The organism is Geobacter sp. OR-1 (assembly GCF_000813145.1).
In the GTDB taxonomy this organism is placed as follows: Bacteria; Desulfobacterota; Desulfuromonadia; order Geobacterales; family DSM-12255; genus Geoanaerobacter.
On sequence record NZ_BAZF01000011.1, the window covers coordinates 55,600 to 76,109 of the forward strand.

General features: G+C 58.7%; 20 protein-coding genes. 7 read left to right on the forward strand and 13 right to left on the reverse strand.

What is annotated here, in order from left to right; genetic code table 11:
* Positions 1-31: 31 nt before the first annotated feature.
* The 11 genes from cysN to OR1_RS12385 form a co-directional block, all read right to left on the reverse strand.
* Positions 32-1,711, reverse strand: coding sequence for a sulfate adenylyltransferase subunit CysN (gene cysN / locus OR1_RS12335; RefSeq protein WP_041972177.1), 1,680 nt, complete (start codon positions 1,709-1,711; stop codon positions 32-34).
* A 61-nt stretch (positions 1,712-1,772) separates the two neighbouring features.
* Positions 1,773-2,678 carry a sulfate adenylyltransferase subunit CysD gene (cysD, locus tag OR1_RS12340; RefSeq protein WP_041972178.1) on the reverse strand — a complete coding sequence of 302 codons (906 nt, stop codon included), beginning with the start codon at positions 2,676-2,678 and terminating at the stop codon, positions 1,773-1,775.
* Between the two features lie 9 nt (positions 2,679-2,687).
* Positions 2,688-3,767, reverse strand: a complete 1,080-nt coding sequence (gene mnmA / locus OR1_RS12345) for a tRNA 2-thiouridine(34) synthase MnmA (RefSeq protein WP_041972257.1) — start codon at positions 3,765-3,767, stop codon at positions 2,688-2,690.
* An 11-nt stretch (positions 3,768-3,778) separates the two neighbouring features.
* A complete protein-coding gene (locus OR1_RS12350) occupies positions 3,779-4,228 on the reverse strand; it encodes a hypothetical protein (protein ID WP_041972179.1) in 450 nt (149 codons plus the stop codon).
* 53 nt (positions 4,229-4,281) lie between these two features.
* Positions 4,282-4,977: a phosphoadenylyl-sulfate reductase gene (locus tag OR1_RS12355; RefSeq protein WP_041972180.1), complete on the reverse strand. Its 696-nt coding sequence runs from the start codon at positions 4,975-4,977 to the stop codon at positions 4,282-4,284.
* Positions 4,978-5,011: 34 nt separating this feature from the next.
* Positions 5,012-5,236: a sulfurtransferase TusA family protein gene (locus OR1_RS12360; protein ID WP_041972181.1), complete on the reverse strand. Its 225-nt coding sequence runs from the start codon at positions 5,234-5,236 to the stop codon at positions 5,012-5,014.
* Positions 5,233-6,195: a 4Fe-4S dicluster domain-containing protein gene (locus OR1_RS12365; protein WP_041972182.1), complete on the reverse strand. Its 963-nt coding sequence runs from the start codon at positions 6,193-6,195 to the stop codon at positions 5,233-5,235. Before OR1_RS12365 ends, OR1_RS12360 begins: the two co-directional genes overlap by 4 nt.
* Before the next feature lie 12 nt (positions 6,196-6,207).
* Positions 6,208-6,603: a M67 family metallopeptidase gene (locus OR1_RS12370; protein WP_041972183.1), complete on the reverse strand. Its 396-nt coding sequence runs from the start codon at positions 6,601-6,603 to the stop codon at positions 6,208-6,210.
* Positions 6,604-6,605: 2 nt separating this feature from the next.
* Entirely contained in the window at positions 6,606-7,415 is an 810-nt protein-coding gene (locus OR1_RS12375; protein WP_041972184.1) for a molybdopterin-synthase adenylyltransferase MoeB, read from the reverse strand.
* Positions 7,415-7,627, reverse strand: coding sequence for a sulfur carrier protein ThiS (thiS, locus tag OR1_RS12380; protein WP_041972185.1), 213 nt, complete (start codon positions 7,625-7,627; stop codon positions 7,415-7,417). Before thiS ends, OR1_RS12375 begins: the two co-directional genes overlap by 1 nt.
* 19 nt (positions 7,628-7,646) lie before the next feature.
* Positions 7,647-8,897, reverse strand: coding sequence for an O-acetylhomoserine aminocarboxypropyltransferase/cysteine synthase family protein (locus OR1_RS12385; RefSeq protein WP_041972187.1), 1,251 nt, complete (start codon positions 8,895-8,897; stop codon positions 7,647-7,649).
* 352 nt (positions 8,898-9,249) lie between these two features.
* Here OR1_RS12385 and OR1_RS12390 point away from each other — a divergent pair, with 352 nt between their 5' ends.
* The 7 genes from OR1_RS12390 (at position 9,250) to OR1_RS20900 (ending at position 19,837) form a co-directional block, all read left to right on the forward strand.
* Positions 9,250-9,714 (forward strand): chemotaxis protein CheW, encoded by a 465-nt coding sequence (locus OR1_RS12390; protein ID WP_041972188.1) that lies wholly within the window; start codon positions 9,250-9,252, stop codon positions 9,712-9,714.
* Complete coding sequence (locus OR1_RS12395; RefSeq protein ID WP_041972189.1) at positions 9,711-11,237, forward strand: CheR family methyltransferase; 1,527 nt, start codon at positions 9,711-9,713, stop codon at positions 11,235-11,237. The genes OR1_RS12390 and OR1_RS12395 overlap by 4 nt, the downstream gene beginning before the upstream one ends.
* Complete coding sequence (locus OR1_RS12400; protein ID WP_041972190.1) at positions 11,234-11,758, forward strand: chemotaxis protein CheW; 525 nt, start codon at positions 11,234-11,236, stop codon at positions 11,756-11,758. Before OR1_RS12395 ends, OR1_RS12400 begins: the two co-directional genes overlap by 4 nt.
* Positions 11,759-11,803: 45 nt before the next feature.
* The gene (locus tag OR1_RS12405; RefSeq protein WP_041972191.1) at positions 11,804-13,528 is read left to right on the forward strand and encodes a methyl-accepting chemotaxis protein; all 1,725 of its coding nucleotides are present in this window, start codon (positions 11,804-11,806) and stop codon (positions 13,526-13,528) included.
* A 34-nt stretch (positions 13,529-13,562) separates the two neighbouring features.
* The gene (locus OR1_RS12410) at positions 13,563-15,932 is read left to right on the forward strand and encodes a hybrid sensor histidine kinase/response regulator (RefSeq protein ID WP_041972192.1); all 2,370 of its coding nucleotides are present in this window, start codon (positions 13,563-13,565) and stop codon (positions 15,930-15,932) included.
* Positions 15,933-15,980: 48 nt separating this feature from the next.
* Positions 15,981-17,024 (forward strand): chemotaxis-specific protein-glutamate methyltransferase CheB, encoded by a 1,044-nt coding sequence (gene cheB / locus OR1_RS12415; RefSeq protein ID WP_041972193.1) that lies wholly within the window; start codon positions 15,981-15,983, stop codon positions 17,022-17,024.
* Between the two features lie 104 nt (positions 17,025-17,128).
* Positions 17,129-19,837, forward strand: coding sequence for a response regulator (locus tag OR1_RS20900; protein ID WP_052440428.1), 2,709 nt, complete (start codon positions 17,129-17,131; stop codon positions 19,835-19,837).
* Between the two features lie 83 nt (positions 19,838-19,920).
* On the opposite strand, the gene OR1_RS12425 is transcribed toward OR1_RS20900, so the two are convergent.
* Together OR1_RS12425 and OR1_RS23295 are read right to left on the reverse strand one after the other, a co-directional pair.
* On the reverse strand, positions 19,921-20,259 hold the full coding sequence (locus OR1_RS12425) for a type II toxin-antitoxin system HicB family antitoxin (RefSeq protein WP_041972194.1): 339 nt from the start codon (positions 20,257-20,259) through the stop codon (positions 19,921-19,923).
* Positions 20,256-20,510 (reverse strand): type II toxin-antitoxin system HicA family toxin, encoded by a 255-nt coding sequence (locus OR1_RS23295; RefSeq protein WP_082002930.1) that lies wholly within the window; start codon positions 20,508-20,510, stop codon positions 20,256-20,258. Before OR1_RS23295 ends, OR1_RS12425 begins: the two co-directional genes overlap by 4 nt.

Below are 20,510 nucleotides of genomic sequence, written 5' to 3' on the forward strand. Positions count from 1 at the left end.
AAGCAGGCATTCTCGCCACAGTACCGCGAATTCAGATCCCGGTCCCGTCGTCGTCGGGCAAGACGCTTTTCAGACCGGTGCTCCGCTTGAATAGCAGCACGCTTACACCGTCAGTGGTGCGGTCAAATTCGAATGACAGGGTCTGTTCAAACGCCAGCTGCGCCACTGCTGCCACCTGCCCCACGTCTCGCAGCCGGAACAGGATCCGGTTCCCCTTGCCTAGATATTCGAGGAAGCTGGCGGACACCTCGAATGCCAGCGCCCCCCATTCCGCGGCAAGGTCCACCACACTTATCCCGCGGCCACCAATAACGGTTTCACTTAAGTGGATACGTCTGGGGATAGAACCATCTGCGCCGTTCCCCTCCGTTTGAATTGTCGTTTCCTGCACTGTCCGAAGCTCTGCCGGAGCGGTTGCGATCACCATTCCGGCCGCCACCGTGGCGTTGCTGAACCGGTCGATCAGGATAAAACTGCCGGTATCACGATTCTGCTGATAGGTGTCGAATGAGATCGGGCGATCCAGTTCCAGACGGGCAACGCCGATTTCATTCAGCCCCAGTGTCGGCACCTGCTTCTGTTCCAGGGTATTGACATCCACAGCATATTGCAGGGCTGTGACCCGTCCGGGGGTTATGGCCGTAGCGGTCCGGACCAGGTAGACCTGGCCCACCTGCAGCGGTTCGTCATGCATCCAGACCAGATGGGCTTCAGGGTGGCGGGCATGGAGCGGCGGGGCTTCGGGCGCGGTCAGCATATCACCCCGGCTGACATCGATCTCATCCGCCAGCGTCAGGGTCACGGCCTGGCCGGAAACTGCCTCCTCCAGGTCGCCATTCATGGTAACGATCCGGGCCACCCGGCTGGTGCGGCCCGACGAGGCAACCCGCACCTCATCCCCCGGGCGGATCGTGCCGGCAGCGATGACGCCGCAGAAACCGCGGAAATCGAGATGGGGGCGGTTCACCCACTGCACCGGCATCCGGAACGGCTGTTCCCGGTTGTCCCCTGCCACCGGGAACTCTTCCAGAAAGCCCATCAGGGTGGGCCCGTTGTACCAGGGGGTATTAGGGCTTGGTTCGATCATGTTGTCGCCGTTCAGGGCCGAAAGAGGGATGGCGGTAATAGAGGCAAAACCGAGCGGGCTGGCAAACTGCCGGTAGTCGCGAACAATGGAGTCGAACCGCTGTTGGCCGAAGTCGATCAGGTCCATCTTATTGATCGCCAGCACCACATGTTTGATGCCGACCAGCGAGACCAGGAAACTGTGGCGTCTGGTCTGGGTCAGCAGCCCCTTGCGGCTATCCACAAGGATCACTGCCACCTGGGCAGTGGAGGCGCCGGTGACCATGTTACGGGTATACTGCTCATGGCCGGGGGTGTCGGCAACGATAAACTTGCGCTTGTCAGTGGAGAAGAAGCGGTAGGCAACGTCAATGGTGATCCCCTGCTCCCGCTCCGCCTGCAGACCGTCCAGCAGCAAGGCATAGTCAATGGCCCCGCCTTGGGTGCCGACCTTCTTGCTGTCCGCCTCCAGGGCGGCCAGCTGATCCTCGAAGACCATCTTGGAATCCCACAACAGCCGCCCGATCAGGGTGCTCTTGCCGTCATCGACGCTGCCGCAGGTAATGAACCGCAGCAGCGACTTCTCCTCCTGACTCTTCAGGTAGGCGAGGATATCCTTTTCTATGAGTTCTGACTGGTGTGCCATTGAAAAATCCTTTGTGCTTTTAAGATAGATCCCATATGACCCATACGACCTATTGGACCTATCAAAAATAGCCTTCTTGCTTCTTCCTCTCCATAGAGCCGGCCTGGTCGTGATCAATCAATCTACCCTGGCGCTCCGAGGTGCGGGTAAGCAGCATCTCCTGAATGATCTGCGGCAGGGTGTCGGCCTCTGATTCCACCGCGCCGGTGAGCGGATAGCACCCCAGGGTGCGGAAGCGGACCGATTTGTGCTGGATCGTTTCTCCAGGCCTGAGATCGAGGCGGTCGTCATCCACCATGATCAGCATGCCGTCACGCTCCACCACCGGCCGGACCGCGGCATAATAGAGCGGTACGATCGGTATCTGCTCCAGGTGGATGTACTGCCAGACATCGAGCTCGGTCCAGTTGGACAGCGGGAAAACCCGGATGCTTTCACCCGGCTTGACCCGGGTGTTGTACAGGTTCCAGAGCTCCGGGCGCTGGTCCTTGGGGTCCCAGCGATGACTGGCACTGCGGAAGGAGAAGATCCGCTCCTTGGCCCGGGACTTTTCCTCATCCCGCCGGGCGCCGCCAAAGGCGGCATCGAATTTGTATCTGTCCAGCGCCTGCCTGAGACCCTCGGTTTTCATGATATCGGTATAGAGCGCCGAACCGTGGGTGAATGGCGAAATCCCCTGTCGAACCCCCTCCTCGTTCACATGCACGATCAGGTCGAGCCCGCATTCGGCAGCCATCCGGTCCCGGAACTGAATCATCTCGCGGAACTTCCAGGTGGTGTCCACATGCAGCAGCGGAAACGGCGGCGGCGCCGGGAAAAATGCCTTGCGGGCCAAGTGCAGCATGACCGCCGAGTCCTTGCCGATGGAATAGAGCATCACCGGGTTGGAGAATTCGGCCACCACTTCCCGGAGGATGTGGATGCTTTCGGCTTCCAATTGTTGCAAATGGGTCAGGTTTTTGGTCATTGTTTATCCTTATTCAATCCAGCCGCCGCCCAACACCCGCTCGCCGTCGTAAATTACGGCAGCCTGTCCGGGTGTGATTGCAGTCTGCGGCACGTCAAAATGCACGCAAAAGCGGTTGTCCGGAAGCATGGCCACAGTGCAGGGGGCCGGTTTATGCCGGTACCGGATCCGGCAGCTCGCCCGGAACTCCGCTGTTTCCGGCGCTACGCTCCAGGTTGCCCGGCCAGCGGTCAGCGATACTGTTGCCAGCTCAGCGTGCGTCCCGACGACAACCCGGTTATTCCCTGCATCGATAGCGGACACGTGCAGTGGATGTTTCCAGGCGATGCCGAGCCCCTTGCGCTGACCGACCGTGTACCGGTGCAGGCCGGAGTGGCGGCCGACAACAATGCCGTCGCCGGTCACGATCTCACCCGGCTGTTGGCCGACGCCATGGGTCTCCAGGAATTTCACGTAATCATTGTCCGGAATGAAGCAGATCTCCTGGCTCTCATGCTTTTGCGCGACCGAAAGCTCGAATTTCTCGGCCAACTTCCTGACCTGAGACTTTTCGAGCATGCCGACCGGGAAAACAACCTGCTGCAACTGCTCTTGCGTCAGGTTGAAAAGGAAGTAGGACTGGTCCTTGGCCGGATCGAGGCCGGTCAACAGCCAGTGCCGGCCGGAGCCATCCGCCTCGATACGGGCGTAATGACCGGTTGCCAGCAGCTCCGCCTCCATCTCTCTTGCCTTCTTCAGCAGCAGGTCGAACTTGATCAGCTCGTTGCAGCGAATGCAGGGGTTGGGCGTGCGTCCAGCAGCATACTCGGCAATAAAGTAGTCGATCACCAGCTGCCTGAACTCGGTCCGCATGTCGATGACCTCGAAGGGGATGCCGAGCGTCCTTGCCAGCCGGCCGGCGTCCATGACATCATCCAGCGAGCAGCAGGTCTTGACCCGGCAGCCCGGCTCCTTCGGGATCGGGTCATAGAGCTGCAGCGAGACCCCGGTGACCTCGTACCCCTGTTCTTTCAGCAGGGCCGCGCTGACCGAGGAATCAACCCCGCCGCTCATGGCTACCAGCACCCTCTGTTTGCGCCCTTTGTGCATCAGGTTTTGCATCAGCAACCGCCGTACTTCTTCATGTTGCTTCTGATCAGGTCCCGGAAATCGATGAGCAGCTGGCCGAAGTCTCTACCCAGGTATTTCACGGGGTTGATCCCGGACTTGACATGCAGCCGCAAAAGCTCTCTCGCCAGGGCGTTCAGCTCGATGGTCGTCTTGTTGACCACATACCGGTCAAACTGGATGTCATTGATGATCCTTTTCATCGACCGCTCGTAATCGAACCCGGCAGCCGCGAACACCTTCCGCTGTCTGTCGATATACCCCCTGACCTTGCTGTCATCGTCACCGGTCAGCTCTTTGGGCGCCCGGTAGCGTTCCTGCGCCTCGTGCAGCTTGGCCAACGCCTCGCCGGTATACGGCATCGGCTCAGCGGCACGGGCAAATGAGGCCAGATACAGCGACAGCACGACAGTAATGATCAGCAAAGAGATTCTTACATTCATTCTTTCACCAAGGTGTCGATATCGGGCGCAGCAAGCAGCGCCCCGACGGATTCTCACCGTTTGTGCAGGCCGCACTCCTTGTTGTTCGGATCCTCCCACCACCAGCGCCCGGCTCTGGCATCCTCACCCGGTTTCACCGCCCGGGTGCATGGGGCGCAGCCGATGGAGGGGTATCCCTGGCGGTGCAGCCGGTTGACCGGCAAATTATGCTCTGAGGCATACTCCTGAAGCTGCTCGCTGCTCCAGTTGAGTAGCGGGTTGATCTTCAGGATGCCGTTGTTGACCGGATCCAGTTCAATTGGCGACAGTTCTGCCCGGGTGACGCTTTGCTCCCGGCGCATGCCGGTGACCCAGCCGGACAGCCCGGCAAGCGCCCGCGACAGCGGCTCCACCTTGCGCACCCGGCAGCACTCCAGCCGGTTTTCCAGCGATTCGCGGAACGAGTACGGCCCCTTGGCCTGCAGCAGGCATTCCACCTCTTCATTTCTGGGGAAATACCAGTCGATGCCAACCCGGTACCGCTCGGTGATGGCATCCGCGACCTCGTAGGTCTCCTCGTTAAGACGGCCGGTATCGATGGCAAATATCCCCACTGCCAGACCTGTTTCATTGATCATGTCGATGATGACCACGTCCTCCATTGAGAACGAGCAGGCCAGTTTCACCGGCCCTTGGGCCGCTTCGACGCCTAACTGGAGAATCTCCTGCGGTGTGGCGTTATCCGGGATTGTCGGTACTGTTATTGTCATAGAGTCTTCCTGTGGGCGAATACAAAGATCGCCCCTACTCGGCTCCTTTTTCCAGGGTCAAAACGTAGTGTCCTTCAACCTCTTTCAGCCCGAGCAGCTTGTGGCCTTCGGCCTTGAGGCTGCGCGGCACGTTCTTCACCGGCTCGCCGTCGTCGAGCAGGAATTCGACCTGTTCACCGGTCTCGACCAGTTCCAGCGCCAGCTTGGCCTTGACAAAGTTGGTGGGGCAGGTGACCCCTCTGAGATCGATCACGTTCATTGCGGTATCCTCCTTGTCCCTACCTGGGTGTTGATAATCTGCGGCGCAATGGTCGCATCGACCACCGATTCCGGGAATTTCGTCCGCAACCGCGCCAGCAGCGATTCCGGCCCCTCCTGGATGATGAGGTCCCCGAGCCTGACCCGGCCCCGGCCGGTCCCCTTTTCCACGTACCAGGCAAGCACCTCGGAGATGAACGCCTCGACCTGGTTCTCCGGGAGAAAGGTGGCGAACAGGGTGCCGACCAGCGGGTAACGCCCCCATTTGCCGCCGATCCGGACCGTGTACCCCCGCTTGGCCGCCTGCCACGCCTCGGTCGGGCAGACCTTGAGGCAGTCACCGCACCAGGTGCATTTTTCCGGATTAAAATGGGGCATCTGGTCGTCACCCATGACCAGGGCGCCGTCGCTGCAGGTCTTGGCGCAGAGGCCGCAGCCGATGCAGTCGCCGGCATGCAGTTCCGGCAGGACCGCCCCCTGGAACCCGACATCGTTTATGGCCGACTTGGGGCAGTCGAACGGGCAGCCGGCAAAGCCGACCTTGAACTTGTGGTGGCCGGTCGGCGTGCCGAACAGGGTCCGGTCCACCTCCAGGGCCGAAGCCTGGGTGTCCACCAGGCCGTTGGGGTTGTATTCGCAGCCGCCGCAGGCGGTCGGCACCCTGATCCGGGCTCCGCACGAGGCGACCCTCTGGTCTCCCTCGCCCAGTTCTGCCACCACGGCATCGAAATCCTTGAAATTGATATTGATCAGCTCCACGGACTGCCGCACCGACAGGTGCACCGCACCCTGGCCGTATTTCTCCGCCACCTCGGCAATCTTCTTCAGCCGCTCCACCGGCAGCCTGCCGCCGGGCACCCGCAGCCGGACGGTGAACAGGTCCTTGCCGCGCTCCTTGATGAAGCCGCCGGCCTTGAGGTTATTGAGATCAATGGCAGTTTTCTTGTTCTGTTCCGACATGGTGTCTCCTTTTCAGCTGATGGTGATCGGTTCCTGGGTCACGACTCCGGCCTCGATCCGGTATGCCTTTATATCCGGTGCAGCCCCTGCCAGGGAGATGATGACATGCGCGACATCCGGGGTCAGGGCCAGCCGGATATCCTCCTCGGACGGCCGGGCCGGGGTCTCGGGGTGGGAATGGTAGATGGCCAGCATCACCTTCTCCTTGGCCCGCAGCTCCTTGACCACCGCGAACTGCTCTTTCGGCGCCATCATGAAATGCTCGTTGCTCTGGTCGATGTTGGCCATCGGGTAATGGTCGCTCACCAGTCCGTCCGTCCCGCCCAGGATGCCGCACGCCTCCAGGGGGAAATCCCACCTGGCATGGGCGATCATGGCGTCAATAATCTCTTTGGGTATTGTCAGCATGATCAATGCTCCAGGTCGCAGACAGTCAGGGCATCCAGTTCGTCGCGAAGTACGGTGATGGTCGGGTTGTCGCCGCAGATCGGGCAGTTGGGGTTTCGCTTGATCGCCACATTCCGGAATTCCATACCCAGGGCATCATACATAAGAATCCGGCCGGCTAGCAATTCTCCTTTTCCGAGGAGAAATTTGATCGCCTCAGTGGCTTGTATGGAGCCGATAACGCCCGGCAGTACCCCTATGACCCCGGCCTGGGAGCAGGTCGGGATGGCGTCCTTTGGCGGAGGCTCCGGGAAGATGCAGCGATAGCAGGTCGACTGCCCGGGGAGCACGGTGATGGTCTGGCCGACAAACTGGAGGATGCCACCGTGGGAATAAGGCTTGTTCCCCTGCACGCAGGCGTCGTTGATCAGGAACTTGGCGGCAAAGTTGTCGGTGCCGTCGATAATGAAATCGTAATCGGCAATGATCCCGGCAATGTTTGCGGCCGATACCCACTCCTTGTAGGTCCTGACCGTGACGTCCGGGTTGATGGCCCGCATCTTCTCTGCTGCCGATTCCACCTTCGGCTTCCCGACATCAGCGGTGAAATGGATCACCTGGCGCTGCAGGTTGGTGATATCAACCTCGTCGGCATCGGCAATGCCGATGGTGCCGACCCCGGCTGCGGCAAGGTAGAGGGCAATCGGTGCGCCGAGTCCGCCGGCGCCGATGATCAGCACCTTACCGTCCAGAAGCTTCTGCTGCCCCTTGCCGCCGACCTCCTTGAGGATGATGTGGCGGGAGTAGCGCTGGATCTGTTCTTCGGTCAACATCAGCGACCTCCTCCCATGAAGTAGAGAAATTCAAGTGAATCGCCGTCCTTTACCACCGTGTTATCAAAGACCGGCCGGTCGATGATCTCGCCGTTCAGCTCCACGGTGACATAGAGCGCATCCTTGACCTTCAGTTCATCGAGCAACGCGGTAACGCTGAGGCTGTCTTTGTCTTCAATCCCTGCGGGGCGGCCATTTACGGTCAGTTGCATGTTATCGGTCCTTTCGAGCTTAAAGTGAGTCCAGGGCCTGGCTGAAGTCCCTGATAATGTCTTCGTGATGTTCGAGTCCTACCGAGACCCGGATCATTTCATCGGAAACGCCCAGCAGCGTTCTCTGCTCCGGGGAATAATCGACGCAGATAGTGCTGGCCGGATGGATGACCAGGGTCTTGGCATCGCCGATGTTGGCCAGGTTTCTGGCCAGCTTCAGGGCATTGATCAACCGGAACGACTCTTCCTGGCTGGCAACCCCGAAGGTCAGGACCCCGCCGTACCGGTTGCCGAACTGCCGGCCGGCAATGGCGTGGAACGGCGAATCCGCCAGCCCCGGATAATTGACCCAGCCAACCCTGGGGTGGTTCCGGAGAAACCCGGCCAGCTCAAGGGCATTGCTGCAGTGGCGTTCCATCCGGAGCCCCAGGGTCTCGATCCCTTCGGTAAGGAGAAACGAATTCATCGGCGCCGGACAGGCCCCGAAATCCTTGTGCATAAGCTTGCGCAGCCGGGCCGAGAATGCGAACTGGCGGTACTTTTTGGCAAACGGCTCGAAATGCGGGAACAGAGGGCTTCCCCAGTCAAAAGTGCCGTTATCGATAACAGCCCCGCCGATGACGCTGCCGGTGCCGTTGATGAATTTGCTGGTGGAATGGATGACGATATCGGCCCCCAGATCGCGCCCCCTGGCCAGGTACGGCGAGGTCACGGTGGCGTCCACCATGAGCGGGATACCGGCCCTCCTGGCGATGCCGCTCAAGGCGGCGATATCCGGCACATCCATCTTCGGATTGCCGATGGTCTCGACAAAGATCAGGCGGGTGTTTTCGTTGATGGCCTGTTCAAAGGCGGCAAGATCGGTCGGATCGACGAAGCGGCTGGTAATGCCGTAGTTTGCCAGGGTGTCCCGGAACAGCGAATAGGTGCCGCCGAACAGGGAGGAGGAAGAGAGGATCTCGTCCCCGCTACGCAAGATGGTGAGCACCGCGGTGCTGATGGCAGCCATGCCCGATGCCGTGGCAATGGCCGCTACTCCCCCTTCCAGCAGGGCAAGACGGCGCTCCAGGCTTTCGGTGGTCGGGTTGTTGAGACGGGTGTAGATCTGGCCAGCCTTGCGGCCGCGGAAGATATCTTCCAGGTCTTCGGCGGTTTCATGGGCAAAGGACGATGACTGGACGATCGGCACCGTGGTGGCGCCGCTCGGGCCCGGTTCCAGGCCGCCATGGATGAGGAGTGTTTCAAAATGAAAAGTTTGCTCTTGTGCCATGCCGAGTCTCCAGTCTCTCTGGTCAGCCCGCCCTGATATTCACGCCCTTTCGAGCTGACTTTTATTCGATAATAAAAACTCTTACCAAATTAGTCAAGAAAAAAATACATTATGTCTATAACCAAGATAGATTATTGCCAATATCCATACGAAGGGCCGTAAATAAAGCGCCTAGGGATTTTGATCGGCACAGATCCTTTGTTGACTGCTTGTCTGCAGAACGAGGATAGCGCTTTCACAATCGGAGCGTGGCGTTGGACGGAAATATATTCTCCGTTAAACATTGCCAATTAATACCTATTGGATATAGTTAATCTTGTTTATATAACCTGAATCATATCGGGACCTGCCTATGACCGGATCAGAGCAGATTGTCGTCTTCACCCTGGATGATCAACGTTACGGCATACCCCTCGAAATGGTGGAAAGGGTTGTCAGGATGGTTGAGATCACTCCGCTCCCGGGAGTGGCCGGGTTCATCCGCGGCGTGATCAATGTCCAGGGGAAAATCCTGCCGGTGCTCGATCAACGCCGGCGCTTCGGCCTGTCGGAGCGTCCGGTCGAGCTCAGCGACCAGCTGATCATTGTCAAAGGCGCCAAACGCCGGCTTGCCCTGATGACGGATATGGCCTGCGAAGTGCGGGAATGCCCGGAACAGATCCAGACAGAGGCAGCCGAGATCATCTCCGATCTGCCGTTTCTGGCCGGGGTAGCCAAGCTCTCTGACGGCCTGATCCTCCTTCAGGACCCGGAGGCGTTGCTCTCCCCTGCGGAAACAGAGGTGATCGACGAACTCATGGAACAGGAACAGCCATGAAACGGCTCCTGGAAGAATCCGAACTGGAAAAACTCAGCGCCGATATTGCCGAACAGCTCGGCTTGCACTTTCCACCTTCCAAATGGAAAACCCTGGAGCAGGCCTTTGCTACGCTGGCCAGGGAACAGGGTTTTCAGGATATCCACGATTGCGTTGCCCAATTCACCTCCGGCCCGCCGGGCAAAGAGATGATCGAATCCCTGGCAGGCTACCTGACGATAGCCGAGACATATTTTCTTCGCGAAGCCCAGTACTTCAACATCCTCGAACAGCAGATCATCCCGGAGATCGTCAGGAAGCGCCAGGGAGGCGAGCGGCGGCTGCGGATCTGGAGCGCAGGGTGCGCCACCGGCGAAGAGCCATACTCAATCGCCATTCTGCTCCACAGGATGCGCACTACCTTAAGCAACTGGGAGATATCGATCCTGGCAACCGACATCAATCCCAATTCCCTGGCTAAGGCGAGAGAGGGAGTCTATACTAACTGGTCCTTTCGCAACGTCCCGGACGGATTCCAACAGGCCTATTTCCGTAATACCGGGGACGGCCAATTCGAGCTGCGTCCCGAAATCAGGGAAATGGTGAAATTCGCCGGTTGCAACCTGGTTGAGGACTGCTATCCCTCGCTGATCAACGATACCAATGCCATTGACGTGATCTTCTGCCGCAATGTGCTCATGTACCTGACCCCGCAAATCGCCGCCAGGATCGTGGCGCGGTTCCAGCGCTGCCTCCTGGATGGCGGCTGGCTGTTCGTCAGCCCCTGCGAAACGGCAAATCCGTTTTTCATCGGGCTCGAGCCGATTAACTTCCCCAACGCGATCATTTATCGCAAGGGAAGCGGCATGAAATCTGATCATCAGGGGAACAAAGCCATTTCGATCCCCACACCCCCGTTAAAACCGTTGCCTGCTTACCGTCCGATCCAGCTGGCCGCGCCCTCCCCCGCCCTGCCACGGACCGGTGCGGCCAGCCCGCCCCCTTCCCGGCCGCATCCGGGAGATCATTGCGAGACGCCACCCCTTCAGGAGGCCTTTACGCTCTACGAGCAAGGCGCTTATGAAGAGGCTGCCGAAAAGGTTGCACTGCAACTGGTCCTAAACAGCAGGGACTCGCGGGCGCTGGCGCTGTTGTGCCGCATCTATGCCAACCAGGGGCGGCTCACCGAGGCGCTGCAGATGTCGGATCAGGCGCTGGCCGGCGATAAGCTCTCTGCCGGACTCCATTATCTCCGCGCCGTCATCCTCCTGGAGCAGGGGAAAGACGAGGAATCCGCGGCTGCGCTGAAAAAGGCGCTCTATCTCGACCAGGATCTGGTACTCGCCCATTTCACCCTGGCCAATCTCGAACAGCGCAAGGGGCAGCTAAAGGAATCACAACGGTATTTCGACACCGCTCTCTCCCTGCTCGACCGGTATCAGCCGGACGATCTCATCCCTGAATCAGACGGGATGTCGGCAGGGAGGCTCAAGGAGATTATCGGCACCACAACCAGCCGTTTGCAGCAGGGGGATCAGGGATGAGCGACGACGCAGACCGGAAACGGATTCTCAGGGCCAGGGCGGCGATCCTGGCACAGGAACCGGAAGAAAGCGGCGCCGGAGAGGAACAGATCGAGATCGTCGAGTTCCTGCTCAGCGACGAACATTACGCCTTCGAATCGACATATGTGGGGGAAGTCTACCCCCTGAAGGATCTCACCCCGCTCCCCTGCACCCCGCCCTTTGTGCTGGGGGTCATCAACATGCGCGGCAAGATCCTGTCGGTAATCGATCTGCGCCGCTTCTTCGACCTGCCGGTAAAAGGGCTGTCCGATCTCAACAAGGTCATCGTCCTGCATGACGATGCCATGGAATTCGGTATCCTGGCCGACGCCATCCTTGCGGCCCGCTGTATCCCCCGTGCCGGCCTGCTTACGTCGCTCCCGACCCTGACCGAGATACGGGCCGAGTATCTGCTGGGGGTGACGCAGGAGCGGCTGGTGGTGCTGGATGGGGACAAGATCCTCTCCGACCGCAGCATCGTGGTGCATGAAGAAGCGTAACCGGAACGCAACACCTTAACAACCGTGTGATTGAGGAGGTACGCGATGAAATTTACAGTGGGGATGAAGATCGGCGGAGGTTTTGCCCTGGCGCTGGTAATGCTGGCAATCATCGGGGTAATCGCCCACCAGAGCACGACCCGGCTGATAACAACCAGCGCAAAGGTCAACCACACCCACCAGGTCCTCGGCGATATCGATGACATGATGCTGGCTGTGGTCGATTGCGAAGACAGTTCCCGCGGTTTTGTCGTCTCAGGAGATACCAGGCATCTGACCACGTTCAACGATGGGGTCAGAAGAATCGAAGAGCATCTCAAGGAGCTCAGCAAAGAGATCGGGACCTTACAGGTAAGGCAAACTCTCGCAACCCTTGAACCGCTCATACGGGCAGATATTGCCCACGATACGGAACTGATCGAGTTACGGAAAAACAAGGGGTTCGACGTCGCCAGAACTCGGATGCAGGCAGGTGAGGAGTTGAAGGCCATGGCTGAAATCCGGACGTTGGCAGCCAAGATGACCGACACGGAAACCCAGCTCCTGAAAGAGCGAGACAGCGCCGCCAACAACAGCGCCCAAAACACGATCAATGTCATTCTGGTCGGCATACCGCTGGCAGCCCTGCTGCTGGTCCTGTCTGGGTATTTCATCACCCGGAATATCGCCACCCCGCTGCAGGAGGTAACCAGGGTTGCCGAACAGATTGCCAGCGGCAACCTGGGAGTCAACATATCCAATATGCCGCGCAATGATGAGGTCGGCCAGCTTACCGCTTCATTCTCGCGGATGGTGGCGTCCCTGCTGGAAACGGCGTCTATCACCAAACGGATCGCAGCCCGGGACCTCACGGTCACGGTGACACCCCAGTCGGAACAGGATGTGATGGGGAACGCCCTGGCAACCATGGCTAACAGCCTGAGAGAGATCACCAGGGAGATCATCGAGGGGGTCAATGTCCTGGCCTCGTCATCCAGCGAGATCATGGCCTCGACAAACCAGGTGGCTTCCGGCGCCACGGAAACGGCGGCAGCAGTGAGCGAAACCACCAGCACGGTGGAAGAGGTGAAACAGACCACCCAGGTGGCAAGCGCAAAGGCGCGCGACGTTTCCGAGGTTGCCCAGAAGGCGGTCCTGGCTGCGCAGACCGGCAGGCGCTCCGTGGATGAGTCCATAGCCGGGATGGGCCATATTCAGGGCCAGGTGGAGGCCATTGCCGACAGCATCGTGAGACTCTCCGAACAGAGCCAGACCATCGGCGAGATCATCACCACGGTCAACGACCTGGCCGAGCAGTCCAACCTGCTGGCGGTCAACGCCGCCATCGAGGCGGCCAAGGCCGGGGAACAGGGTAAAGGGTTCGCAGTAGTGGCCCAGGAGGTCAAGAGCCTGGCGGAACAGTCCAAGGAGGCTACTGCCCAAGTACGGGCCATCCTGAACGACATCCAAAAGGCCACCAATGCGGCAGTGCTGGCCACCGAGCAGGGGAACAAGGCGGTCGAGACAGGAGTGCGCCAGTCCCAGGAAGCGGGCGAGGCGATCCGGCAGATGGGCGAGTGCATCGACGAATCGGCCCAGGCAGCGCTCATGATCTCGGCTTCGAGCCAGCAGCAGCTGACCGGTATGGATCAGGTGGTCCAGGCAATGGAAAACATCAAGCAGGCGAGCGAGCAGAACGTTGTCGGCATGAGACAGGTGGAGCTGACCGTGCAGGGGCTCCATGACCTGGGGCAAAAGCTGAAGGGTCTGGTTGAGCAGTATAAAGTTTGATAGCGGAGCACGGTAGAGCCTACCGGAGAACCATATGGTCGACAAAGACGCCGCATTTCTGGAACACCTCCTCGCCACGTTCAGGGTCGAAGCTGACGAGCACCTGCGCAAGATATTTTCCGGGCTGGTTGAACTGGAGAAGGCAGCCCCGGAGCAGCGCACGGAAATCGTCGAGACCGTGTTCCGGGAGTCGCACAGCCTGAAGGGAGCGGCGCGCTCCGTAAACCTGGACGATGTCGAGGCGCTTTGCCAGGCAATGGAGGGGGTTTTTTGCGCCATGAAGAGTCATGAGATCGACGGTTCGGTTGAACTGTTCGATCTCATGCACCGGGCAGCCGACCATCTCGGCAGGATACTTCCCGCTGCCGGCAAGGCGCTGGCCCCCGAAGACAAGGCCGTTGCCGCCAGCCTTGTCAGCCGGCTTGAAGATCTGACGCTCGCGGATGACGGCGAGCCCGGGGTTTCGGAGTCCGAGGCAGCCCGGGCCGGAACGATCGTCGACCATTCGGCTATCTCCCCGCCGGCAGCGGAAACCACACCTGATCATCTTGCGGTTAACAGCACCGCCACCACTGCCCCTGAAACACCGGCATCCGATTACCGGCCCCCGATCCCGGCAATGACCGAGACGGTAAGGGTCTCCACGCAAAAGCTGTCGTCACTGCTCCTGCAATCGGAAGAAATGCTATTCGCCAAGCTCTCGGCAACGCAGCGGATCGGCCAGATGCGAGAAACACGGGGATCATTTCATGCCTGGGAAAAAGAGTGGGCACGGGTCATCCCGGTTCTGCACCAGCTCAGGTCGGCCAACAATAAAACAGTGCCCGGGAACCGGGGAAACGGGAACGGGACAAGTAACGAACTGGTGAAACTCTTTGAGTTCCTCGACTGGAACCTGGATTTTGTCAAGACATTGGAGAGTCGGCATGTCGCCGCCATGACAGCGGCCAAACAGGACAGCCGGACCCTTGACGGTATGGTGAACAATCTCCTCGCAGACATGAAAAAGGTCCTGATGTTCCCTTTTTCGTCCCTTTTGGAGATCTTTCCCAAGACCGTGCGGGAACTTGCCCGGGATAGCGGCAAGGAGGCGGATCTGGTGATCAGCGGCGAGGAAATCGAGATCGACCGGCGCGTCCTTGAAGAGATCAAGGATCCCCTCGTGCACCTGATCAGGAACTGCATCGATCACGGCATCGAGACCCCGGGTGAGCGGCAGGCGAAAAACAAACCGCAGCGCGGCACCATCAGGGTGGCCGTCACCCCAGTTGACAGCAGGGTGGAAGTCATTGTCAGCGATGACGGCGCCGGTATCCCGCTTGACAGGGTCAGGGCCGCTCTGCTGAAGCTCGGCAGTTTGCCCCGGGAAAAAGTGGATGAACTCAGTGACCAGGAACTGCTCCCCTTCGTCTTCCAATCCGGGATCTCCACGAGCCCCATTATCACCGAACTGTCCGGACGGGGACTAGGCCTGGCCATTGTCCGGGAAAAGGTCGAGAAACTCGGCGGAACGGTTTCCCTGGAAACCGCTCCCGGTTCCGGCACCAGCTTCCGCATCATCCTGCCGCTAACGGTCGCCACCTTTCATGGCGTCCTGGTCAGGCTGGGGGAACGGATCTTCATTATCCCCACCATGCACGTGGAGCGCACGGTGCGGCTGGGGCGGGGAGATATCAAGACTGTTGAAAACCGGGAAACAATCCCGTTGAATGGCGAGGCGGTATCCCTGGCACGGCTCGCCGATATCCTGGGGGTTGGCCGGGCCGCAGACCCGGAAATGATCCAGGCAATCGTGCTGACCGCTTCCGGAATGAGTGTCGCCTTTCTCGTTGACGAGGTGCTGAACGAACAGGAGGTGCTGCTCAAGGGCCTTGGCCGGCAGCTTTCCCGGGTGCGCAACGTGGCCGGCGTAACGGTCATCGGGAGCGGCAAGGTGGTGCCGATTCTCAATGTCCCCGACCTGCTGAAATCCGCGGTAAAACATTCCGGTGCCGCAGCACTCCCGGCGGCCACGGCCGAAACGGAACCGGCTATGGACCGGAAACGGAGCGTAATGGTCGTCGAGGATTCCATCACTACCAGGATTCTGCTCCATAACATTTTCGGCGCAGCAGGGTATGATGTAGTCACCGCGGTTGACGGGCTCGATGCCTTCACCAAACTGAAGAGCGCGGAATTCGACATCGTGGTCTCCGATGTGGAGATGCCACGGATGAACGGCTTTGATCTCACCAGCCGGATCCGCGCCGACAAGCGGCTCGCCGAAATGCCGGTGGTGCTGGTGACCGCCAGGGAATCGCGCGAAGACCGGGAAAGAGGTATCGATGTGGGGGCAAGCGCCTATATCGTGAAGAGCAGCTTTGATCAGAGCAATCTTCTGGAAGTGGTCAGGAGACTCATTTGACGGTTATCGGGTTCGGAGTTTCATCTTCTGGATGGGCAAGGAGATAACGTGATCAAGGTCCTGGTTGTGGACGATTCACCAGTTGTCCGGGAATTCGTGACGAATATCCTCAACTCGACCCCGGATATCCGGGTCATCGGCACTGCCGCTAACGGCGAAGAGGCGATCGAAGCGGTAAGGGATAACAAACCGGATGTGGTCACCATGGACGTGCATATGCCGAAAATGGACGGGTTCGAGGCAACCCGCATCATCATGGAAACCGTGCCGGTGCCGATCGTCATCGTCTCGGGGAGTGTCGATCCAAGGGAGGTTTCGATGACCTTCCGCGCCGTGGAGGCAGGCGCGGTCGCCTTTGTCGCCAAGCCGGCCGGAAAAGGGCACCCTAATCACGAGAAAGATGTGAAAGAGCTGCTCCAGAACATCCGGGCCATGTCCGGGGTACGGGTCGTCCGAAGGCGGCCCCGGGAGGATAACCGTCCAGTACAACCGGGAAAGACGGCCAGCCGGGAAACCCGGGCAATAGGGGTGGTAGCAATGGGCGCCTCCACCGGTGGACCGGTCGTCATTCAGCGCATCCTGGCCTCCCTGCCACGGGGTTTTCCCGCCCCGGTCCTGATCGTCCAGCATATGGCCAACGGATTCACCAAAGGCTTCGCCGAATGGCTGGCACAATCGTCGGGTATACCGGTCAAGCTTGCGGTCCATGGCGAGTTGCTCTCTCCCGGTTGCGCCTATGTCGGTCCTGACGGATTCGACATGCTGGTGGAAAGCAAGGGACGGATCACGCTAAGAAAAGGTGATAACAACAAAGGGCCCTGCCCCTCGGTATCCTGCCTCTTTCGCTCCGTTGCCGAGGTGTACGGAGCGAATGCCATCGGCGTGCTCCTTACCGGCATGGGGAAGGACGGCGCCGAAGAGTTGCGCCTGATGAAAGAGCAAGGCGCCGTGACCATGGCCCAGGATGAGGAAAGTTCGATCGTGTACGGCATGCCGGGTGCGGCGAACCGCCTCAAAGCGGCTACCTACATACTGTCGCCCGATTCCATCATCGAGGTGCTGAAACGGCTGATGGCAAATCGGCCGGGATAACGAAGAATATGTGAACAGTAACACCTCCCTGCCTCCCCTTAACCTAAGGGGAGGAGGATTCGGGGAGTTTCGGCTCGATAATCCGTACGAAAAAGGAATTGGCCATGAATGACCGCAACCACGAACACGTCAAGGCGGAGATCCTGATCGTAGAAGACAGCCCGACCCAGGCCGAAGAGTTGAAATACACCCTGGAGCGGCACAACTATAGCGTATTGATAGCCGGCAACGGCAGGGAGGCGCTCGCACTGCTCAGGGAGCACAAACCGGCCATGGTCATCAGCGATATCGTCATGCCGGAAATGGATGGCTATCAACTCTGCCGTGAGATCAAACAGGATGAGCGGTTGCGGAACCTCCCGGTTATTCTGCTGACATCGCTCTCCAATCCGAGGGATGTAGTAAAGGGGCTTGAATGCGGGGCCGACAACTTCCTCACCAAACCGTACGAAGAGAAATATATCCTGTCGCGCATCCAGTATATTATCGCGAACAAGAACCTCAAGGATATCGAGCAGACCCAGCTCGGCGTCGAGATCATCCTCGACAACGAACGGTACTTCATCAAATCGGACCGGATCCAGATCCTCAACCTCCTGCTCTCTTCATACGAGGCCGCCATCCAGAAAAATGGCGAACTGATCAAGATCCAGAAAGAATTGAAGTCGTTGAACGAACAGCTCGAACTGAGAGTCAAAGCCAGAACCGATAATCTCCTGGAAGAGATCGGGGAACGGATAAAGAAGGAAGAAGAGCTGCGCAAATCGGAACGAAGAATATCCATCATGGACCGGATTTCGACCGTCTTCCTCACCGTCGCTGACGAAGAGGTATTCGGCGAGGTCCTGAAAGTCGTTCTCGAAGTCATGGTAAGCAGGTTCGGGATATTCGGGTTCATCGCCGACAACGGCGACCTGGTGATCCCCAGCATGACCAGGGAGGTTTGGGACGCCTGCCAGATTCCGGACAAGACCGTAGTCTTCCCGCCCGACAGCTGGGGCGAAACCCTCTGGGGAAGGGCCATCCGGGAGAAAACCTCTTTCTACTCCAACGAACCGTTTCAGACCCCGGCGGGGCATATCGCGATCGACAACTTCCTGACCGTGCCGATCGTATTCGGGGACAAGGCCATCGGGCTGCTCTCCGTGGCCAACAAGACCGGCGGCTACTGCGATGAGGACAAGGAGTTACAGGAGATCATCGCCAGCCGCATCTCCCCCATCCTCAACGCCCGGCAGCAAAGGGACCGCCAGGAGCAGGAGCGGAGGAGCGCGGAGGAAGCGCTCAGATTTTCCAACAACTATAACCGGAGCCTGATCGAGGCCAGCATCGACCCTCTGGTAACCATTGCGCCAGACGGGAAGATCACCGATGTCAATACCGCCACGGAAAAGATCACCGGATACTCGCGAGATGAACTGATCGGCGACGATTTCTCCGAGCATTTCACCGAACCGGAAAAGGCCCGGGAAGGGTATCAACTGGTATTCAGCAAGGGCGAGGTCCGGGATTACCCTCTGCAGATTCACCACCGGGACGGCCACGATACCTCGGTCCTGTACAATGCCTCGGTGTTCCGGGATGAATACGGGGAACTGAAAGGTGTATTTGCCGCTGCCCGCGACATAACCGAACATAAGGTCCTGGAAAGCCAGCTCATGCATGCCCAGAAGATGGAGGCCATCGGCCAGCTGGCAGGGGGAGTGGCCCATGACTTCAACAATGTACTTACCGGCATCATCGGCTTCAGCACCCTTATCGAGATGGGGATGGCCAAGAACGACCCCCAGCGGGAGAATCTGAACCATGTGCTCGCCGCTGCCGACCGGGCTGCCGATCTGACCAGGAGCCTGCTCACATTCAGCCGTAAACAGACCATCAATCCGAAGCCGGTCGATCTCAACCAGATCATCAGCAAGACCGAGAAGTTCCTGAAGCGGATCATCGGCGAGGATATCGAGCTCAAGTCGTCCATCGCTCAAGATGCCATGATCGTAAATGCCGACAGCGGCCAGATCGAGCAGGTCCTGATAAATCTGGCCACCAATGCGCGTGATGCCATGCCCAAAGGCGGCCTGCTGAGCATCGAAACTGATACTCTCGAAATGGATGCCGAATTCGTCAAGGTCCACGGTTATGGCGAACCGGGCGAATTTGCCGTTATCTCCATTTCCGATACCGGCGAGGGGATGGATGAAACGACCAGGAAGAAGGTGTTCGAACCGTTCTTCACCACCAAGGAGGTGGGTAAGGGAACCGGCCTGGGGCTGTCCATAGTATTCGGAATCGTCAAACAGCATAACGGCTTCATCAACCTGTACAGCGAACCGGGCAAAGGAACGACCTTCAGGATCTATCTCCCCCTGATCCACTCGGCGGTTACGGAAAAACAGGCGGTCAAGGAAGAGACCCTGGAACGGGGGACCGAAACGATCCTGGTGGCCGATGACGAGACCTCGCTACGGGAACTGGCGGAAAAAGTCCTCGGAATGTTCGGATACTCGGTAATCACGGCATCGGACGGCGTCAAGGCGCTGGCTAAATTCAAAGAAAACCGGGAGAGGATCGATCTGGTCATTCTGGACATCGTCATGCCGAAGATGAACGGACAAGATGCCTTTGACGAGATGAAGAAGCTAAAGCCCGATCTCAAGGCGATCTTCATCAGTGGCTATACCAGCGACATCATCCAGAATCACGGCATGCTCGACCCGGACCTGGTCTTCGTCTCGAAACCGCTGAACCCCAAGACCCTGTTGCTCAAGGTGCGCAAGGTGCTGGGAGGTAGTAATGGAAACAAAAAGCCGCGGTAGTGTGGTAATCTGCGATGACGAATCAGGCGTCAGGACAAGCCTGCTTGCGATCAATCGAGCAACACGGGTAGAGTGCGCACGCCTTAGTGGTCGTGAACCGCACACTCTGATAAGAGTTCAACGACCCAGGCATTGATACTCTTGCCGTGAGCGGCAGCTTGTGCGGCGAGGCGCTGATGTAATGCAGGAGGCACCCGTAAGTTGAACTTTCCGGAGAACCGTTTTCGCGGCTCAACCCCGTCTTCGGCGCACATTTGGAGAAAAGCATTGAGAGATATTTCGCCCTGTTTCCGAAGATCGTCAACAGTGCCCGCATAGAAGTCTGCACCACCGTTGATTCCAATAAACTCGCCCCGGAACATGTTGATTTCCGGATCGTAAGAAATGACTGCATCATAGCCGTTGATGATCATATTGTTCATGGTTTGACTCCATTTTCTTCAAGCCATTTGCGTATGGCTGCGATAGCCCCTTTGTCCGTATCCGGCGAAGGATGCGGGCGGTGGAATACTCGACGGTCCCCAAAGAGACGAACCCCAACGCGGGAACCCTCATGCTCGGTGATCTTCGCCCCAAGCTCTCGGAAAAGAGCAAGAATATCCGGCCACTGAATGTTTCCGGGAACGGGGTGAGCAAAGATTGATTCCAGAGTTTTGAGATGTTTTCGTTTCAC

What these genes read in the sequence shown, in the direction of transcription:
- cysN (WP_041972177.1), bottom strand. Translation starts at nt 1,711, where the DNA reads ATGGCACACCAGTCAGAACTCATAGAAAAGGATATCCTCGCCTACCTG.
- cysD (WP_041972178.1), bottom strand. Translation starts at nt 2,678, where the DNA reads ATGACCAAAAACCTGACCCATTTGCAACAATTGGAAGCCGAAAGCATC.
- mnmA (WP_041972257.1), bottom strand. Translation starts at nt 3,767, where the DNA reads ATGCACAAAGGGCGCAAACAGAGGGTGCTGGTAGCCATGAGCGGCGGG.
- OR1_RS12350 (WP_041972179.1), bottom strand. Translation starts at nt 4,228, where the DNA reads ATGAATGTAAGAATCTCTTTGCTGATCATTACTGTCGTGCTGTCGCTG.
- OR1_RS12355 (WP_041972180.1), bottom strand. Translation starts at nt 4,977, where the DNA reads ATGACAATAACAGTACCGACAATCCCGGATAACGCCACACCGCAGGAG.
- OR1_RS12360 (WP_041972181.1), bottom strand. Translation starts at nt 5,236, where the DNA reads ATGAACGTGATCGATCTCAGAGGGGTCACCTGCCCCACCAACTTTGTC.
- OR1_RS12365 (WP_041972182.1), bottom strand. Translation starts at nt 6,195, where the DNA reads ATGTCGGAACAGAACAAGAAAACTGCCATTGATCTCAATAACCTCAAG.
- OR1_RS12370 (WP_041972183.1), bottom strand. Translation starts at nt 6,603, where the DNA reads ATGCTGACAATACCCAAAGAGATTATTGACGCCATGATCGCCCATGCC.
- OR1_RS12375 (WP_041972184.1), bottom strand. Translation starts at nt 7,415, where the DNA reads ATGTTGACCGAAGAACAGATCCAGCGCTACTCCCGCCACATCATCCTC.
- thiS (WP_041972185.1), bottom strand. Translation starts at nt 7,627, where the DNA reads ATGCAACTGACCGTAAATGGCCGCCCCGCAGGGATTGAAGACAAAGAC.
- OR1_RS12385 (WP_041972187.1), bottom strand. Translation starts at nt 8,897, where the DNA reads ATGGCACAAGAGCAAACTTTTCATTTTGAAACACTCCTCATCCATGGC.
- OR1_RS12390 (WP_041972188.1), top strand. Translation starts at nt 9,250, where the DNA reads ATGACCGGATCAGAGCAGATTGTCGTCTTCACCCTGGATGATCAACGT.
- OR1_RS12395 (WP_041972189.1), top strand. Translation starts at nt 9,711, where the DNA reads ATGAAACGGCTCCTGGAAGAATCCGAACTGGAAAAACTCAGCGCCGAT.
- OR1_RS12400 (WP_041972190.1), top strand. Translation starts at nt 11,234, where the DNA reads ATGAGCGACGACGCAGACCGGAAACGGATTCTCAGGGCCAGGGCGGCG.
- OR1_RS12405 (WP_041972191.1), top strand. Translation starts at nt 11,804, where the DNA reads ATGAAATTTACAGTGGGGATGAAGATCGGCGGAGGTTTTGCCCTGGCG.
- OR1_RS12410 (WP_041972192.1), top strand. Translation starts at nt 13,563, where the DNA reads ATGGTCGACAAAGACGCCGCATTTCTGGAACACCTCCTCGCCACGTTC.
- OR1_RS20900 (WP_052440428.1), top strand. Translation starts at nt 17,129, where the DNA reads ATGAATGACCGCAACCACGAACACGTCAAGGCGGAGATCCTGATCGTA.
- OR1_RS12425 (WP_041972194.1), bottom strand. Translation starts at nt 20,259, where the DNA reads ATGAACAATATGATCATCAACGGCTATGATGCAGTCATTTCTTACGAT.